Source organism: Idiomarina sp. UBA4520, from assembly GCF_002388365.1.
GTDB classification, from domain to species: domain Bacteria; phylum Pseudomonadota; class Gammaproteobacteria; order Enterobacterales; family Alteromonadaceae; genus Idiomarina; species Idiomarina zobellii.
In genome coordinates this window covers 23997-42455 of record NZ_DGMK01000003.1, presented here as the reverse complement: position 1 = coordinate 42455, position 18459 = coordinate 23997, and the positions used below count along the sequence as shown (strand labels likewise).

Annotated in this window: 16 protein-coding genes; 1 reads left to right on the top strand and 15 read right to left on the bottom strand. The window is 46.9% G+C overall.

The features are described from left to right. Window positions 1-34 precede the first annotated feature (34 nt). The 15 genes from ttcA to B3850_RS01325 form a co-directional block, all read right to left on the bottom strand. A complete protein-coding gene (gene ttcA, locus B3850_RS01395; RefSeq protein WP_286875292.1) occupies window positions 35-952 on the bottom strand; it encodes a tRNA 2-thiocytidine(32) synthetase TtcA in 918 nt (305 codons plus the stop codon). 62 nt (window positions 953-1014) lie between these two features. Further along, the gene (uspE, locus tag B3850_RS01390; protein WP_286911277.1) at window positions 1015-1944 is read right to left on the bottom strand and encodes a universal stress protein UspE; all 930 of its coding nucleotides are present in this window, start codon (window positions 1942-1944) and stop codon (window positions 1015-1017) included. A gap of 79 nt (window positions 1945-2023) precedes the next feature. Then, the gene (locus B3850_RS01385) at window positions 2024-2695 is read right to left on the bottom strand and encodes a sulfite exporter TauE/SafE family protein (RefSeq protein WP_286875286.1); all 672 of its coding nucleotides are present in this window, start codon (window positions 2693-2695) and stop codon (window positions 2024-2026) included. Then, window positions 2679-2897: a cbb3-type cytochrome oxidase assembly protein CcoS gene (gene ccoS / locus B3850_RS01380; protein ID WP_286911276.1), complete on the bottom strand. Its 219-nt coding sequence runs from the start codon at window positions 2895-2897 to the stop codon at window positions 2679-2681. The genes B3850_RS01385 and ccoS overlap by 17 nt, the downstream gene beginning before the upstream one ends. Then, window positions 2894-5269, bottom strand: a complete 2376-nt coding sequence (locus B3850_RS01375) for a heavy metal translocating P-type ATPase (protein ID WP_286911275.1) — start codon at window positions 5267-5269, stop codon at window positions 2894-2896. Before B3850_RS01375 ends, ccoS begins: the two co-directional genes overlap by 4 nt. Before the next feature lie 3 nt (window positions 5270-5272). Next, window positions 5273-5770 (bottom strand): FixH family protein, encoded by a 498-nt coding sequence (locus B3850_RS01370; RefSeq protein WP_286911273.1) that lies wholly within the window; start codon window positions 5768-5770, stop codon window positions 5273-5275. A 50-nt stretch (window positions 5771-5820) separates the two neighbouring features. Next, on the bottom strand, window positions 5821-6774 hold the full coding sequence (gene ccoP, locus B3850_RS01365; RefSeq protein ID WP_286875277.1) for a cytochrome-c oxidase, cbb3-type subunit III: 954 nt from the start codon (window positions 6772-6774) through the stop codon (window positions 5821-5823). Continuing rightward, window positions 6767-6952, bottom strand: a complete 186-nt coding sequence (locus B3850_RS01360; protein ID WP_100692103.1) for a cbb3-type cytochrome oxidase subunit 3 — start codon at window positions 6950-6952, stop codon at window positions 6767-6769. Before B3850_RS01360 ends, ccoP begins: the two co-directional genes overlap by 8 nt. Continuing rightward, a complete protein-coding gene (gene ccoO, locus B3850_RS01355; RefSeq protein WP_286875321.1) occupies window positions 6952-7572 on the bottom strand; it encodes a cytochrome-c oxidase, cbb3-type subunit II in 621 nt (206 codons plus the stop codon). The genes B3850_RS01360 and ccoO overlap by 1 nt, the downstream gene beginning before the upstream one ends. Window positions 7573-7583: 11 nt before the next feature. After that, on the bottom strand, window positions 7584-9020 hold the full coding sequence (gene ccoN, locus B3850_RS01350; protein ID WP_286875318.1) for a cytochrome-c oxidase, cbb3-type subunit I: 1437 nt from the start codon (window positions 9018-9020) through the stop codon (window positions 7584-7586). Window positions 9021-9158: 138 nt separating this feature from the next. After that, window positions 9159-10799, bottom strand: a complete 1641-nt coding sequence (locus B3850_RS01345) for a methyl-accepting chemotaxis protein (protein WP_286875315.1) — start codon at window positions 10797-10799, stop codon at window positions 9159-9161. A gap of 111 nt (window positions 10800-10910) precedes the next feature. Beyond that, the gene (locus B3850_RS01340; RefSeq protein WP_286911271.1) at window positions 10911-14042 is read right to left on the bottom strand and encodes an efflux RND transporter permease subunit; all 3132 of its coding nucleotides are present in this window, start codon (window positions 14040-14042) and stop codon (window positions 10911-10913) included. Window positions 14043-14046: 4 nt separating this feature from the next. Continuing rightward, window positions 14047-14637, bottom strand: a complete 591-nt coding sequence (locus tag B3850_RS01335) for an efflux RND transporter periplasmic adaptor subunit (protein ID WP_286875307.1) — start codon at window positions 14635-14637, stop codon at window positions 14047-14049. Between the two features lie 252 nt (window positions 14638-14889). Continuing rightward, a complete protein-coding gene (locus B3850_RS01330; RefSeq protein WP_199495194.1) occupies window positions 14890-15819 on the bottom strand; it encodes a DUF1259 domain-containing protein in 930 nt (309 codons plus the stop codon). Window positions 15820-15929: 110 nt separating this feature from the next. Continuing rightward, window positions 15930-16952 carry a DNA-binding protein gene (locus B3850_RS01325; protein WP_199495193.1) on the bottom strand — a complete coding sequence of 341 codons (1023 nt, stop codon included), beginning with the start codon at window positions 16950-16952 and terminating at the stop codon, window positions 15930-15932. Between the two features lie 244 nt (window positions 16953-17196). On the opposite strand from B3850_RS01325, the gene B3850_RS01320 reads away from it, so the two are divergent. Continuing rightward, on the top strand, window positions 17197-18441 hold the full coding sequence (locus tag B3850_RS01320; RefSeq protein WP_286875304.1) for a site-specific integrase: 1245 nt from the start codon (window positions 17197-17199) through the stop codon (window positions 18439-18441). Window positions 18442-18459: the final 18 nt, after the last annotated feature.

Below are 18459 nucleotides of genomic sequence, written 5' to 3'. Positions count from 1 at the left end.
CACAGAATATTGAACACTCTCGAAAGGGGCTTTTTTAGGCCAGCTGTTTAATACTTATGCTCTGTACCCCGGCATTGCCATCTTCATAGTCATTGGGCGCTACAAACTGCTTATTTTGAATAGGCTCGTCATCAAAGGCTTTGTCACCATCTTCTTTAGCAACACCGTCTGCCATGACAGACAGAAAGTCGAAGAGGTTATTGTCAGCTAAATGCGACGGAGCCACATTTTGCATAGCGGTAAAAATACTTTCGACCCGACCCGGGAACTGTCTGTCCCACTGATTGAGCATTTGCTTTATTTGTTTACGTTGTAGATTTTCCTGTGAACCGCACAAGTTACAAGGAATGATAGGGAACTCCATAGCTTGAGAGTATTGCTCAATGTCTTTTTCTTTATTGTATGCAAGTGGTCGAATAACGATGTGCTCACCATTGTCACTGGCAAGTTTCGGAGGCATCGACTTGAGCTTACCGCCATGAAACAAGTTTAAGAAAAGCGTTTCAATCATGTCATCGCGATGATGACCTAGTGCTATTTTTGTTGCTTTTAGCTCTTTCGCGGTACGGTACAAAATGCCACGACGCAAACGAGAACAAAGTGAGCAAGTCGTTTTCCCTTCGGGAATTTTGTCTTTGACAATGCTATAGGTGTCTTCTTCGACAATTTTATAGTCAACGTCTAGTGAATCCAGGTAGTTTGGCAGAACGTGCTCAGGGAAGCCCGGTTGTTTTTGGTCGAGGTTAACGGCTACGAGAGAGAACTTAATAGGCGCAACACGCTGAAGGTACATAAGGGTATCTAACAGTGTATAACTGTCTTTACCGCCGGACAGGCAAACCATAATATGATCGCCGTCTTCAATCATGCCAAAATCCTGAATGGCTTTACCCGTTTCTCGGCGAATTCGCTTCTGTAACTTATTGAAGCTGTACTGACTGCTATTTGCCATTATGGCTCCCGTTTACCCGACATGCTTAAAATAACGCGCGGATTATACCTAAGCGGTTCGCATCAAGCGAGGGGGCATTTGAAATCTTCCGGTTTTATGGCCAGTACGTCACAGTTTATTTGGTCGAGCACATGCTCTGCGGTATTGCCGAGTAGGGCAGCGCTAATGCCGGTACGGCCGATAGTGCCAAGCACAACAAGTTCGGCGTCCAGTTGTTTGGCAAAGTCTGGTATCACTTGCTCTGGCAAGCCTTGAGAAAGGTGCTGTGCATGAGTGGATATACCAAACTCACGACCTAACGCCGCCATTCTATTAATGTGGTGTTGTTCCAGTGCATCTGAATATTCAGTGACATCGAATTCAGGAATTTCAACAGCGATATTCACCGGCGCACTGGGATAAGCATTGACTAAATGAACACTGGCATCGAGTGTTTTACTCATTGCCTGAGCATGTTCAATTATTCGCTTATTAAGCTTTTGGTGATGCTCTTCCTCTGAGCCCGTGTGGACGGCTGCGATAATTTGTCCGTGACTTGGCCACTCGTGTTCTTTTACCAATAACACGGCACAAGGCGCCTTTCTCAATAAATGCCAATCTGTTGGTGTAAAGAGCAGGTTCTGAAAGCTTGGACTCACTTGGGTGCCTTTAATCAGAAGCTCATGATTATTTTTCAAAACTTCTTCAATAATGGCTTCAAAAGGACGGTTATGCCAAACAACCTCTTTTTCGATTTGCATGCTGTCAGTGTCAAACTCACTGAGTAAGTCATCAATCCAGGCTTTTCTGTCAGCAATAAGGTTGGAGCGCATAATGTCACGCTCTTCACTCGACAGCATCGTTGTCATTTCGTATGAGAAATCGTAAATAGACAGAAATAATGTGAGTTTACAATCGGGGTTAAGACGTGCCATGTGCAGCGCACGTTTGAGTGCTTTGTGTTGTTCGTCGGCAGGGTCTAAAACGACCAGTAACTTACTAAAGCTATTCATCTTTATTCCTTAACTTGAACGCGACAAAAGTCATGTTTCTTTATTTAAGAATAGCTGATGAACAGTGAATTTGAAGCCTTTAATGGCCGGATACGTGGAAAAAAGGTTTGATCAGTGTCACGAAACTCCAAAGTGCATAAACAATAAGCAGAATTCCCATAGCGGTGCGAACACCTCGGGCTTTTAAAAAGTTATGCAGAAACTGACTAAAATGACCGGCGGCTATCATTGCGGGTAGGGTACCTAGCCCAAAGAAAGCCATTGTTAACGCACCGCCCTGAGCCGTGCCACTAATAGCCGCCCAGCTCAGTGCGGTATAAACCATGCCACAAGGCAACCAGCCCCATAACGCGCCGGCCAGAAATGTGTTTAAAACCCCTTGGTTGTTCTTCAAACGCCCCGCGAGAGGCTGAATTTTTCGCCAAAGCGGTGACGCCAGCTTTTCAATATAAACCAGGCCGGAGAACCAACCCGTAAAGTATAGACCAAGTAACAATAAAAATAGGGCAGCGAGCCAACGGAGTACCACTGTAGTGTATGAACCTTCGGGAGATACCAGCCCAATAGCTGCACCAACAAGAGCACCAATGAAAACATAAGAAGCAACGCGTCCAAGGTTATAAACCCAGACAATATAAGGCTTAGAACGAACGCCAATGGCACTGGCTATGCCACCACACATGACTAAGCAATGCCCGGCGCCCGCTAAGCCCATCATCAGAGCAGTTATATAATCAGCGCTTTGCGTCATTATCACTTTCTTGCTCTTTATTAGCCTGGCTATTCGGCGCTTTGTTATCAGCGTTTTTGGGCTTATCGTCATCCATTAAAATATTCAGGCCTTGTCGCTCAATGTCTTCAAATTGGTCGGAGCGAACTGCCCAGAAGAAAATAGCAATGGCAATAATAACGAAAATAATTGCCACCGGAATTAATGCGTAGATAACACTCATTTCTTGTATAGCCTTAATGAATTGGCGATAACCAGCAGGGAACTTAACGACATCCCTAATGCGGCTGCCCATGGCGCAACGAAGCCAAGCGCTGCAAAGGGCAATATGCTGACATTATACAGCAAAGCCCAACTGAAATTCTGCCGCATAATGCTGCGTACTTTTGTCGCACCTTTAATAACCGTTTCAATTTGCCAAAGTGACTCGCCCATTAAAATAACATCGGCCGACGTCTGAGCCAGATCAGAGGCGTTAGAAAATGTCATGGAAAGGTCAGCTTGTGCAAGTACCGGGCTGTCATTGATGCCATCACCAATCATCCAGACCGTATGGCCGTTCCTTTGCGCGTCAGTTATTAAACTCAGCTTGTCTTCCGGTTTTGTCTCATGGTGCCACTCTTTGATACCCAGCGAATGAGCAACACGTTCCACTCTATCTTTACTGTCTCCACTGACAATAATCGGTGTGTACCCTTGTTGCTTCAGCGTTGTGATTGTTTCTAACGCACCTGAGCGCAACTGATCATCGACATGGTATTCGGCTAACACTTGCGCTTCGCTGGCAAGCACAACCTGATGTTGACCTTCAGGCTGGTGTTGAGGGTGCCACTGCTGAATAAAAGTCCGGCTACCAATGCGGTAACGAACACCGTTTGCAATACCTTCTAACCCAAGACCTTGGTAGTTCTCGACGCTCTTGAAGCTGACTGGCTGTAATGAAAGCTGCTTTAATGGTGCCGCAATAGGGTGCTCAGAGTGGCTTTCGAGACCAGCCGCCAGAGCATCATTGTGATGGGACTTTGCATAATCTCGCTTTGAAAGTAACTTAAACTTACCTTCGGTTAAGGTACCGGTTTTATCCAGAAATACTGTTTTTAAGCTTTTTACCGACTCAATAACATCTGCATTCTTTAATAAGATGCCATCATTATTCAGCCGGTGAATAATGCCTGTTAGAGCGGTTGGAGCGGCTAACGACAGTGCACAAGGACAGGTAGCAACTAATACCGCCAACGTCACCCACAAAGCGTGCTCAGGATTGATAAACCACCAGGCTAAGAAGGTAACAGTTGCGGTTAAAAGAATACCGGCAATGAAATAGCCCGCAACTTTATCAATCACTTGTTGAACTTTGGGTTTATCGGCTAAAGCGGCGTCTTGCATCGCAATGATACCGGCAAGCACGGTTTGCTGAGCCACCTCGGTCACTTTCACGCGGATAGGGGAGCTTTGGTTTAAACTACCGGCAACCACTTTGTCGCCTTTTACTTTTGCAGCAGGACGGCTTTCACCGGTCAAAAGGCTTTCATCAACTTGCGCTTTGTCAGTGAGCAAATGTCCATCTGCCGGCAAAGTTTCCCCCGGTTTAACACGAATCACATCGCCAACCTGTAGTTGGCGAACGGCTACCTCTTCTGTACTGTCAGAGGTTTCACGGATAGCTAATTTGGGCAGCAAGGTTAAACGATTAGTTGCAAAGCGTAAGGCTCGTTCTTTTGCTAGTAGCTCAAGAAAGCGGCCGGTCAACAAGAAGAACGTAAACATTGAGATAGACTCAAAATAAACTTCTCCAGTGTTGGTAATAGTGGCGTATACACTGGCGCTGTATGCACCTAATAAGGCAATGGATACTGGGATATCCATATTCAACTTGCTGGCCTGCAGGCCTCTTAATGCACCGGCGTAAAACGGTTGAGCGCTATATAAAATAACGGGAGTGGCAAAGACTAAACTGACAATCCAGAGGAAGCGCTGAAGGCTTTCAGACAAGTCACCGCCCACACCAAAATAAAGCCCAAAAGCCACCATCATCACTTGCATTGTCGCAATACCAGCAACGCCTAAGCGCTTAATGTAACTCTTGCGCTGTTTCTCGTATTGGTGTTCTGCTTCGTTAGGTTGAAAAGGCAACGCTTTATAGCCAATGCGTGCAAGCGCTTGCAATATTTCACTGAGTTTTAGGGCACCTTCGTCCCAATGAACCTGTAAACGCCGGCTGCTAACATTCACGACCGCTTTTCTAATGCCGTTAAGTCTCATTAACTCTTGCTCTATTAACCAGCCACAAGCACCACAGGTAATATTTTCAACTGTCAGGGTGGCTATTTGAATATTGTCGCCAGCGTCCCGTATAAACTCTTTTTGAATATCGGGTTGGTCGTAAAGGGTTAACTGCTTTAATTCGTCAGGCAATAACGGCGTTTCCAATGGTCGCTCATCGCGATGCTGGTAGTAGGCATCGAGGTTATGCTGAATAATGGTATTGGCAACGGCCTGACAGCCCGCACAACAAACAGCGTGCTCTTCGCCTTTATAACTGACGGTTAAGTCAACGCCTTTTGGAACGGGCTGTAAACAGTGAAAGCATTCCATCGTTTAAACGCCATAAAGAAGAGGGCGTAGAGGTGTAAATTCAGACTTAGGTAGCTGATATTTTTCGCTGACTTTCCAGACACCATCGAAAGGTTCAACCGTAATGGTCCATTTACCATCAATATTTTCCGGAATGTCCGCTCGGTAGGTTCCGTCCGCGCCACCTGTCATCATTAGGTCGAAATCTTTTGACGCTTGGGTAGCGTGAACAAAGTGCACTTTTAACGCACTGAGCTCTTCTGGCTTTCCGGTTTTATAACGTAATTCGAGCGTACCGTTTTGTGCGGTAAATTCAAAACTGATACCACGACGCTGAGCTTCCTCGACGTGTTCAATAATAGCGTTAATAGTTTTGCCGCGTTTGTAATAGTCGTCGACGACCATCTGGAAGTTACCTTGGCTAACAGCAAGGTAAATAATAACGCCGCAGACTATCATAACGGTGACAGGTAATGAGATAAGAAACCAAGGCCAAAACTGCTTATACCAAGGTTGTTGCATAGTAAACCTCTTACAAAAAACCCCGCCGTAGCGGGGCTTGTGATTTCCTTTTACTCGTCGTCAGAGAGCGAGTAAACATAAGCCGATATGACGTGTATTTTATCCTCTCCCAGAATATCTTTCCAGGCAGGCATCACACCATTACGACCGTGCTTCAGTGTTTCTTCTATTTTATTGATGGAGCCACCGTAAAGCCAGACATTGTCTGTTAAGTCAGGTGCACCCAATTGCTGGTTACCGGTACCATCAGCACCGTGGCAGGCACTACAAACCGCAAAGTTGGCTTTGCCAGCTTCAACCAAGTCAGGGTCGCGATCGCGGCCACTTAAACTCGCAACATAGTTAGCAAGCTCTGTGATTTGCTTGTCACTAAACTGCTCGCCAAATGCCGGCATGTTGCCTTGACGACCTTGTAATAGCGTTGTTTTAATAGCGTCCGGAGAGCCACCGTATAGCCAAGCATCATCCGTTAGGTTAGGGAAGCCTTGACCACCCATAGCATTAGAGCCGTGGCATTGCGCACAGTTTTGCAGGAACAAGCGTTGTCCTACATCAAGCGCATCTTCGTTATGAGCCAACTCTTCAATGGGTTGCTGAGCATAGGCTTCAAAGATCGGACCGTACTTTTCTTCCGCATCACGAACAGCTCGGTCATACTCAACAATTAAGCCTTGTTCATGGGCTTCTTTCATTGCCTGACGAGACTCTTCTAGTGACTGAATGTCCTGGTTAGAGCTTTTCCAGCCTAATAATCCCTGGAAGTTACCTAAGCCAGGGTATAGTGCTAAGTAGATAAAGCCCCAAACAAAACACGCCCAAAACAGATACGTCCACCATTTAGGTAGTGGGTTATTCATTTCTACAATGCCATCGAATTCGTGGTCCATTTCCTGACCTTCTTCGATGTGTGTGTAGTTCTTCATGTTCCAACGCAGCAGCCAGATCAATACCACTAAGGTGGCTAGCGTTAAAACAATGATCCATGCACTCCAGAAGCTACTCATCTTTCTTCGACTCCGGTTTGTCGCTATTAGTCGTTGATGAAGTCTCATCCTCAAAAATAGAGTTGGCGGCTTCATCAAATTGTTTTTTACTGCGGCGGCTGAAAGCCCAGAACACAATGGCAATGAAAATTGCCAGAATAATCAGGCTAAACACGCCGCGCCAAGTTCCGTAATCCATTATTTATCGGCCTGCTGTAAAGCGGTACCCAGCGACTGAAGGTACGCAATAAGCGCATCCATTTCAGTTTCGCCCTGAACAGCTTCTTTGGCACCGGCAATATCTTCATCGGTATACGGAACGCCAAGAGAACGCATCACTTCCATTTTCTTCGCAGTTTTGTCGCCAGTTAGTTTATTTTCAGCTAACCAAGGAAACGCCGGCATGTTCGACTCTGGTACCACATTACGTGGATTCATTAAGTGAACATAGTGCCACTCGTCACTGTAACGACCGCCAACACGAGCCAAATCTGGTCCGGTACGTTTAGAGCCCCATAGGTGAGGGAACTCCCAAACATGTTCACCGGCTAATGAGTAATGGCCATAACGTTCAGTTTCTGCACGGAATGGACGAATCATCTGGCTATGACAGTTATTACAACCTTCACGGATGTAGATATCACGACCTTCAAGTTCAAGCGCAGTGTATGGCTTCAAGCCTTTAATAGCCTCGTTAGTCTGGTTTTGAAATAACAGCGGTGTAATTTCAACCAAACCACCAATAGACACGGCGATTATCATGAAAATAGACAGCCAGCCTAAGTTCTTTTCAACAAATTCGTGTTTAAAGCGACTCATTTTCTTCCCCCTCAGGCTGTTTGTACGACGTTGCCTGCGGCAGTCTCACGACGGCCAGCACGAATGGTTTTATAACAGTTATATGCCATTAACAGCATACCTACGACAATGAAGACACCACCAATAAAGCGGCCAGTCCAGAACGGGTAAGACGCCTGAACACTTTCAACAAAGCTGTAGGTGAGAGTTCCGTCAGAGTTAGTTGCACGCCACATTAAGCCTTGCATAACACCTGAAATCCACATAGAGACGATGTAAAAAACAACACCAATAGTGTGCAACCAGAAATGCACGTTCACTAATTTAATGCTGTGAATTTCTTTTTGGTTAAACAGGCGAGGTACTAAGTAGTACATAGAGCCAATAGTAATCATTGCAACCCAGCCAAGCGCACCTGAGTGTACGTGACCAACCGTCCAGTCAGTGTAGTGAGACAGGGCGTTAACCGATTTAATTGCCATCATTGGACCTTCGAAAGTCGACATGCCGTAGAACGACAGTGAGACAATTAAGAAGCGCAAGATTGGGTCAGTACGCAATTTATGCCAAGCACCAGAAAGCGTCATGATACCGTTGATCATGCCGCCCCAAGAGGGTACGAACAAGATAACTGACATGACCATACCAACCGACTGAGTCCAGTCAGGCAAAGCGGTGTAATGCAGATGGTGAGGACCGGCCCAAATATACAGTGAAATAAGAGCCCAGAAGTGAACAACAGATAAACGGTATGAGTAAACCGGACGTTCTGCCTGCTTAGGTACGAAGTAATACATCATACCCAGGAAACCTGCGGTCAATAGGAAACCAACGGCGTTGTGCCCATACCACCACTGAACCATAGCGTCGACAGCACCTGAATACATAGAGTATGACTTAGTAAAGTCTACCGGTACTGCCAAGCTGTTAACGATGTGAAGCATCGCAATAACGACAATAAAGCCGCCGTAGAACCAGTTAGCAACATAAATGTGCGAGGTTTTACGAATGGCCAAGGTGCCGAAAAATACAATGATATAAGCGATCCAGACAATAGCAATCAGGATATCGATTGGCCATTCTAGCTCAGCGTATTCTTTGGTACTGTTTAACCCCAGTGGCAGTGTAATAACCGCGGCAACAATAACCGCTTGCCAGCCCCAGAAGGTAAAAGCAGCAAGTTTGTCTGAGAAAAGACTCACTTTACAGGTTTTTTGCACCACGTAATAAGAGGTGGCAAAAAGCGCACTGGTACCAAACGCAAAAATAACCGCGTTGGTATGAAGAGGGCGAAGACGTGAGTAGGTTAGCCAGGGGGTATTAAAGTTAAGCTCAGGCCAGACAAGCTGGGCTGCAATTAATACACCTAACGCCATACCGACGATACCCCAAATAATGGTCATGACAGTAAACTGTCGGACGACCTTCATATTATATTCGTTCGGTTGTTGTGGAATAGTTTGACTCATCTTTTAAATCCGCAATGATTAAGATCAGGAAAAAGGAGACTTTTACCAGACACACTCCTTGTAAAAGTACCTTTATTTTACGCTTTATGTTCTAAAAGGTACAGGGGGATATTGCCAGTATCCCCATAACTTTCAAGGTTATTGCGTTTTAAAGCGGCTCACAAGTTGACTTAAATCAACACTGTTCTTGTTTAAGTTCTGACTGACTTCAGCAACTTGAGCGTTTGCTTCTTGGTTAGCGTGGGAAAGGTCTGAAATACCTGTGATATTTTCGTTGAGATCTTTTGTGACTCGGCTTTGCTCGTCAGTAGCTGAAGCAATTTGCACGTTCATGGTTGAGATGTTGGCAACCGCTTCCTGTATTTGACCGATAGCTTGCTCGGCTTTCAGCGCTTCTTCATTGGTCGAAGCTGAACGACCCTCAACGTCCGTAATGATTTGGCTAACGTCTTTTATGGCTCCCTGAATGCTGTCAACAATGCCTGAAATTTCATCGGTTGAATGCTGTGTGCGCGTTGCCAGGGTTCTGACTTCATCGGCAACAACCGCAAAGCCACGGCCAGCTTCACCTGCCCGAGCAGCTTCTATAGCGGCGTTCAATGCCAGTAAATTGGTTTGTTCTGCAATAGCGACAATGACACCCAGAATATTGCCAATTTTTTCCGAACCGTCCTGGAGTAGGCGGGCCTGGTCACCGGCCTTCTTAAGTTCATTAGTTAGTGCTTCAATGTTATTCACTGACTCGCGCACGATAACAGCAGAGCGGCCAGCTTCTTCATCTGCCGTGTTCGCTGAATCTGCCGCCTGACGTGCGTGTTCAGCCACTTCAGCCGCGGACGATGAAAGCTCTGTAATAGCCGTAGCAACAGAGCCTGTTTGCGAGCTAAGCTCGTCGCTTTGACGACGACTGGTTGAAGAAAGCTCAGTCAGTTTTTTAGCAGCTTCACTTTCACTGTGTGCGCTTTCCTGAACACTTTGCACGAGCTGCTGAATTTTATGCACGAAGGTATTAAACGAAGCGGCGAGCCTGGCAAGCTCGTCCGAGCCTGAGTCGTCTAAACGGCGCGTTAAGTCACCTTCGCCTTCGGCAATATCAACCATGGCGCTGTTGATGGTTTTAAGCGGGCGAGTGATTGAGCGAATGATCAGTATAAATAAAAGCATCAAAGGAACAGCAAGCACCAACGCAAGACCAGCAAGCTTAAAGAATTCCTGCCATAAAATAGCCGCGATGTTATCGGTATATTGGCCAGTACCAAGAATGATGTTCCATGGTTCAAAAACCCGAATTCGGCTAATTTTTGAAACTAAGTTATTGGCATCGCTGCCTTTTTGCCAAATGTACTCGACAGTACCCCGGTCGTTATTGCGTGCTTTGTCGACCATTTCCTGGAACAATTGTGTACCGTCAGGGTCCTCATAAGAAAGAACGTTTTTACCGACCAGCGACTTCGTAAAAGGGTGTTGAACCATCTCACCTTGCCGATTCAAGGTAAAAATATACTCTGCACCTTCATAACGAATATCGTCCAGCCTGTTAAACGCTTGCTGGCGGGCTTCTTCTTCGGTTATGTCGCCGTTTTCAGCTTGCTCGTAATAGTAGTTAACAATGGTATGAGCAGAATCTAATACAGCATCCAGCTTGCGCTTTTCTTCGTCTATTAAAAGTCCATTTAGGATAAACATCATAAACGCCACCATCAGGGCGGTACCAAAAGCCGCTATTCCTAATAAAGTGACCAGCCTTTGCGTAATGCTAAGACGCTGTATTAACTTCATTGCCGTTCCTTAACTTTTAACGTAAGTCTTTATATCGTCTTAATTTACCCTTTCTTTACATAAAGAAAAGTAGACCAAAGATCAAAGATCTTGCTGATAAAGTAACTTTTACTAGTTATTCACCTTCACTCGCTCTTTCAATAACAATGCAGACAATGCTGGCAGAGTTACAATAGTCACTACTGCTGCACCTATTAAACCAAACATCACAATAATACCGACGCCTCGATACAACTCGGTTCCTTCGCCAGGAATAAATACCAATGGGGCAATCCCACATAAGGTTGTTAATGTAGTAATAGTGATAGGGCGCACACGAGAGCGTAAGCCTTCTTTTATGGCGTCTATAAGCGGATAATTCTCTTTGTCCCGCAAGTATACTGCTCGCTCTACCACCAATATTGGGTTATTGATGACAGTTCCCATCAGAATTAAGAAACCCAGCATCGTTATCATATCGAACGACTGACTCAACGGTTTCATTCCCAGTAGTGGCAATAAATCGCCAACGCCATTCATGAGCGCTAAACCAAGGATGCCGGCACTAATTCCCATTGGAATGGTTAGCATAATAAGCAGGGGATAGCCCCAATGGGCGAATATTGCCACCATCAGTAAATAAACAATTGCCACCGAAAGCAGATAGTTTTGGCTGAGCGCTGTTTGAGTTTCTGCGAGTTGATCGGCCGCACCGGAGAGTTGTGTGGTAATGTCTTTATCGATAACGCCTTGCTCGCGCAAGTGCTGAATCACTTCTTCTTGAACGGTTTGTACCCCAGACTCCAGCGGTACATCGTCCGGCGGAATAATGTTTAACGTGACCGTTCGGCGACTGTCTACACGGCGCACGGTGCTGGTATCGACAGTTTCTTTCACTTCAGCCAGCGCTGATAGTGGCAGGGGGCGTCCCTGATACTGAAAAACCGACATATTGTTTAAATCATCCGGTTTAACATTAGTTTCGTCCTGACTGAATAAATACATATCAATTTTGTCGTCCCCCTGGAAAAACTCACCCACAAAGGCACCATCAGTAAGCGCAGCGACGGCAAATCCGAGGCTTTGCGCGTCACTATTAATTTCAGCCAAACGCTCAAAATTAGGCTTTATCTCCAACAATGGTTGCTGCAATGTCAACGAGCTGGGGTTACTTTGAATACGGGGGTTACCAAAGACACTTTCAGCGCGAGAGTAGATGGCACGCGCAGCATTATAAACTTCAGCTAAATCTGTACCGCCTACGTCAACATTAATACTGCGGGTACCACCGTCATTGCTACTGATAATAGAGCCTTTAGTAGCAAAGGCGCGCATTCCCGGATAACGATCGTAGACCGTGGTTATTGCATCCATTAATTCCTCGATACGATCCGGGTTTCGAGTCTCGGCAATGATCCGCATATTAGTTGGCGAAACGTTGTAACTAATTGTTTTTAAAGCCGGTATAGTTAGGCCGTCCGGGCTTTGTACTTCGTTACTCTCAGTAATAAGAGCCGGATCGAAAATCGCTCGGATCTCATCGCCGATTGCTGACATGGTTTGTAAGTTGTAACCCGGCGGTGCATTCATCGAGGCGAATGTCTTAGCTTCTTCTCCCTCAGGCAGATATTCGGCGGGTGGTGTCAGAATGAGCCAGGTAGCAATGACAGCCACAAAAGTAGTACCAACCGTCAGTAGTTGGCGACGCTTGCTAGCCAGTGTTGATTCAGTCATTTTATCAACACTGCTCAAAAGCTTATCAGTAACGTCTGTTTTGGCTTTTGCTGGAAAGTAGGCTGACAACAGCGGAACCAATGTGACTGAAACAGCCATTGAGGCGATAATAGCGGACGAAATCGCGATAGCAATGTCCGAATAGAGCTGCCCAGCTTCTTGCACAATAAAGAGGATAGGCAAAAACACCATAACGGTGGTTAGAGTAGAGGCTAATACTGCTGTCCAGACTCTTTGCACACCCAGAACAGCCGCTTTTTTAGGAGATGCCCCTTTTTGTCGCTCTAGCTCAATGCTCTCTAAAACAACAATGGTATTGTCCAGAGTCATGCCTATGGCAAAGGCTATGCCGGCTAATGAAATAACATTGATGGTTCGTTCGAGCAGAAGCAGGCCGATGAATCCAGCCAAGGTACATATGGGAATACCAATAACGGCAATGAGTGTTGCACGACCCGATCGCATTAAACCGTACATGACTAAGGTCGCAAACACTGCGCCAAGAGCCAGGTTGAAAAGCACGTTTTGAATAGAGGCTTCTACATAGCGGACATCGTCAGAATTTAGGATTATTTGCATGCCAGCAGGGTGCAAGAGCTCTTCGTTGATACGCTCGACCTCTTCAAGCATGGCGTATTTTATATCGATAACATTGGAACCAGACTCGCGTTTTACCTGGAGGCTTAACACCTGCTCGTCTTTGAACCAGGACTCACTGCTCGTTTCAAAGTGGTTCAGGTCGATGCGGGCAACATCCTTTAGTCGAATAATGCGGTCGCCATTACGCTCAATAATGGTACGTTCCATTTCATCCAGGCTGTCAAAACGACCGACAGTGCGCAGCAAGTAGCGGCGTTTGTTCTGCTCCAGCTCACCGGCTGATGTATCGACATTACGGCGTTGTAGAGTCTGCTGAACATCGGTAACGGTTAAGCCATAATTACTCAATGCTTCGCGGTTTAGTTGAATGCGTACCTGCCGTTGAGCGCCGCCGCTGACTTCAACTTGTGAGACACCAGCGACAGAAGACATACGTGGTCGAACATTGTCTTCGATGTAATCGCGCATCCTGACCATGTCAATATTCTTAGGATTATCGGGTAGGGGGGCCACTCGGAAGTACATAAAGGCATTGCTTGAGAAAGAAGCAGCAAAGATACGGGGTTGATCAACATTATCAGGGTAATTCGGAACCTGACTTAACGCATTGTTAACCAGGATTAATGTTTCGGTAACATCAATTCCAAATGGAAAGTCCAATTCAATGGACGCCTGACCGTTACTCGCGCTACTTTCCATACGTTGCAGATTAGGAACGGTACGAAGATACTCCTCCTGCTCGATCAGAATTTCTTTCTCAATATCCTGCGGCGTTGCACCGGGCCAGTTGGTTTGCACCGATATGGTACGAACCTCTAAATCAGGAATCATCTGAACCGGGATCTTTAACGCAGCTGCTATTCCCAGCAGGCAGAGAATTAGAACTGCAACAATGGTGACATGCTTGTGACGTATCAGAGCTTCAATCATAAGATTACTGGTAGTCCTCGCTAGAGGTTGGTGTGACGACCTCTCCGTCGCTCAATGACTCATTACCTCGCACGACCACGTTGTCACCCTCATTAAGAGAGGATTCGATAACGACCCAGCCGGCGAATTGCTGGCCTAATTCAACCAGTTTTTCTCTAGCAACTTGTTTACCGTTATTATTTTCAACAACCCAGACAGACGTGCGCCCATCGCTATAACGAATAACCGCATCTTGGGGCACGGTCAGCCTGGGAGAAGCACTACGCAGTTTAATGTTCGCATTAACCGCCGAGCCTATAACCAGTCTGTCCGGGCTTTCAGGAGTCAGCCTTAGTAAAAAGGTTCTGTCATTTGGGTTTATATAAGGGACAGTAGAGGCAATAGTCGCGTTAATACTGCGATCCTCGCTTTCTATAGAAACATCGGTCGAGCTATCAATTTCGTGTAAATAGCGCTGTGCTAAATAAGCATCCACATGCATATTGTCGAGCTGGATAATCCGAAATGCGGGCTGATCTTCTGTCACCCACTCTCCGACATTAACTAACCTTTCGGCAATAAGAGGGTCGGCCGGGATTCGTGTAAAATTCGCCAAAGAGAAGTTAACTTTTTGAAAATAATGCCTATTTATAAATTCAATAAACGTTATTTTTATTAAAAGCTGGTTAGTTCGTGTTGAAATAACTCAAGAAATCGACGTGTTCCGGAACGATTGCCTGCCCAAAAATCACTGAAAATATCTGTTATTACCCCGCATAGAACCTTCTTTCATTGAGGTTAATACCTTAAAGGGGAGATAAATTATAAGTTTATCTCCCTTTAGGCAATTTCAGTCACACCCCAGTGCTTATTCGCTTTGTTTAGCGATGGATTTCTGTGCTTTTAACGCTGAGCGTATTCCTTGCGCCAGTTTTTCGGGATCTCCTTTGCCCCAATAATGTAAAAAGTAATAAGGAGGAGTTTCACCAACCATATGGTTGTGCAACGCAACAATATGAATATTGGCCTCGCGTAATGCATGCATCACAGCTTGGACTTCGTCAGCGGTCATAGCGAAATCTCCGTCAACAACCGCATGCTCTTTATTGCCAGAGAAAGCTGCCCAGGTTGACAAACCCATTGGCGCACCAAATTCAGTACCATGCATCGTCGCGGAACGTTCAAACGTGAACTTGAGTACTTCGCCGTTGAGACTGCCCTCGGCTCCCAAAATACCTTCAAGTGCCTCAGTTTTGTACTCCCCGGTAATATCAGGAACACTGCCTGGGAAGCGATCTACTGGTTTGGCGTGTTGTTTACGAACTTCCTTAATAGCATCCCACATCGCTTTTACGCCTTCGGCAAGCTTTGCAAGGTTTTTTCCGTGGCCACCTATGTGCATAAAGTAAACAGAAGGGCTATCAAACACAAAGTGGTTGTGGAGTGCTGTGATTTCTAGGTCGTGTGCGAAAGCTGCGTCCATCGCAGGCGTGATTTCATCTTCGAAGACCACGGTATCGCCCATCAGCATAAAACCGCCGTTAGGCATTTCTTTAAAGCCAGCCCAACTTCCCAACCCGGCCGGAGTAGGAAGCTTTAGGCCGTCAACCATGACAGGCACATCGTCGCGCTGCCATCCCACGCGCACAACACCATTCGCTTTTACCGTTGCAGGTGTGTCGACGATGTCACTGATAATATCAGCACTGTCACCGCCGGGTGAGCTTGCAAAAACGACAGGTGCATACAAAAATAATGCGCAGGCAATCAAGAGCATTTTGGGTGAGAGAATATTCATAACCATCTCCATTGATGTCAGGAGTGTTTGATAGTACGCGTGATTATGACGTATATCAACGAGTCGGAGTCAAGTCCGAGTAGAGAACTATCTCACGACCGGTACTCGAATTAAGACTCTCCGTGTGGGGAGAAGGTTTTAAGTTGCCCGGAAGTAAACCAGTGCTCAATCATTTCTTTTTGTGTTGCAATCACCGCGTTCAGTTGCACTGATTCATGCTCTAACGCCTGTTTTTCCTGCGTAAGCTCCGTGAGCGATGTTTGTAAGCGCTCCTGTTTGTCTTGGGCACCTTGTAATTCGCTCGTTACGCTTACAAACCGGTTGTCCAGTCGATCGTACTGTTGTTTTAACTCGGATAGCTGAGCGTCCGTGCTTCGACTTTCCTGGTATACGGCGTCGTAGTGTCTTTTAAGCTCCGTCAATTGGGTTTCCAATTGGGTATTGCGTTGCGTCAGCTCTGAATAACTGTGCTGCCGTGCGGTCAATGCCTGCTCCAGCTCGTTGATCTCACTTTGCAGCCCCTGAACGTCGCGCTCGTAGCGCCGCTGCTCGTGCTCTCGTTGCTCACGGACCGAATCACGATAATGATTTAACGCTTCCCGGGCTTGTGTGTGTTTTTCTTCCAGTGACGCAATACGCTCATCTTTTTCAGACAGGCGTTGTTTCTGTGAGGACAGATCGGACTGGAGCCGCTCATTATCTACCTCCAGCCGGTGGTTTGTCTCCTGAAGTTGCTGTTGTTGCTGCTCGGCTTGTTTCAACGTTTGCAGCAGCTCTTCAACATGCGCTTGTGTGGCCAATAACTCCTGGCTTTGTTGCTCAAATCGCTCCTGCCACGCCGTCACCTGCTCGCTATGCCGCTCTTCTTGGGCTTCCAGCGTCTGATGTGCCTCAGCTTTGAGACGACCGGAGAGTTGGTTGACCAACGCGATCAGCTCGTCACTTAAAGACTCTGAAAGTGCCGTTTTGTCGTCTTCGGTTTCCAGCTCTTTTAAGTAACGGTGAATGGTGGTCTTTGAGCCGGTATTCCCGAGCTCGATACGAACGGCATCAATGGAAATTGACTCTCCTCGTGCGAGTAACGCATTGCGCGCCTGCTCGACCGCCTTTTTGGTTATACCGCCTCTGGCCATTCTGTCCTCCTGATGATTTCATACTGTGGTATGTAATATGTATTTACATATTAAACTATATTTCAAATTTGTCTAATTTAAACTGTTTTTAATATTAGATAATCTGAAATTATGATGGGTTAGCCTGTTTCTTATTGATTTATCGGCTATTCTGTTACGTAATAAACGAGAATAAGCGACTGAGCAGTACAGAGCACCGACGGTCAATTCGAGCCGTCAACTGTACTGTCCGAATGAGGACATCATGAGTGATTTGGATCGATACCTGCACGCCGCGACCCGGGAGAATACACGGCGCAGTTATCAATCAGCCATTGAGCACTTCGAGGCGCACTGGGGCGGCCGGCTGCCGGCCACAGCGGAGCAAATTGCCCGGTATCTGTCGGATCATGCCGGTGTGTTGGCGCATAATACGCTGAAGTTACGGCTGGCCGCGCTGGGACAATGGCATCAGTCGCAGGGCTTTGTCGATCCCACCAAATCGCCGTTGGTTCGTAAGGTGTTAAAAGGGATCCGCGAGTTGCATCCGGCTCGTGTTAGGCAGGCGCGCCCCATACAACTCGAAGCCCTGGAGCAGACCTGTGATTGGTTAGATCATTGTCGCCTGGCCGTACCAACCATCAATGCCACCTCTCTTCGGGCGAGCCGGGATAAAGCGCTGCTGCTCATCGGATTTTGGCGGGGATTCCGCAGTGATGAGATGACCCGGCTGAATGTAGAGAACATTGATTTGGCGCCGGGTGAAGGCTTGTCGATCTACTTACCCCGCAGTAAATCCGACAGAAACAATCAGGGTCAGGCCTATCGTACACCGGCGTTGTCGACGCTTTGCCCGGTTCAGGCCTATCAGGATTGGTTAAACGATGCAGCGATCACCGAAGGCCCTGTGTTTCGAGGGATCAACCGATGGGGGCAAATGGCTTCACTGCCCATGAATTCGGCCAGTGTGTTGCCCTTATTACGGCAACGCCTGAAAGAAGCGGGTGTGTTAGAGGCTGAGCAGTACAGTAGCCATTCACTGAGACGCGGATTTGCCAACTGGGCGACCCAGCAAGGCTGGTCGCTGAACGAGCTGATGGAGTATGTTGGGTGGCGCGATCTCCAGTCAGCCGTGCGCTACCTGGAAGCCTCTACCCCCTTTGAAACGATGCCCTCCAATGCTCAAGTGGTACGCCAGAGTAAAAAACTGACCGAAGCCACGTCGGTCATACTCACGGTTGAACTGCGTTTGTTACGGCTTGATCACAAAACACGGGCGGAGCGTACTGTTCGAAAGCGTCTGGAGCGGTTCGGCTTAAAGGCCTTCAGCGCGAATGTGGATCAGATAGAGCCGCATCGCTATCGATTGCAGTTGGCGCCCGGGCGTCGACCGGAGCTCGATACGGTGGCCGACGAGTTACTGGATCGGCTGCATAGCATTGCCAGTGACGAACGTTATTATCTGGAAGCGGTGATCCGCGAACCGGAAACGCAGCGCCAATGGGAATAACAGAATGAGAGGCGGTAC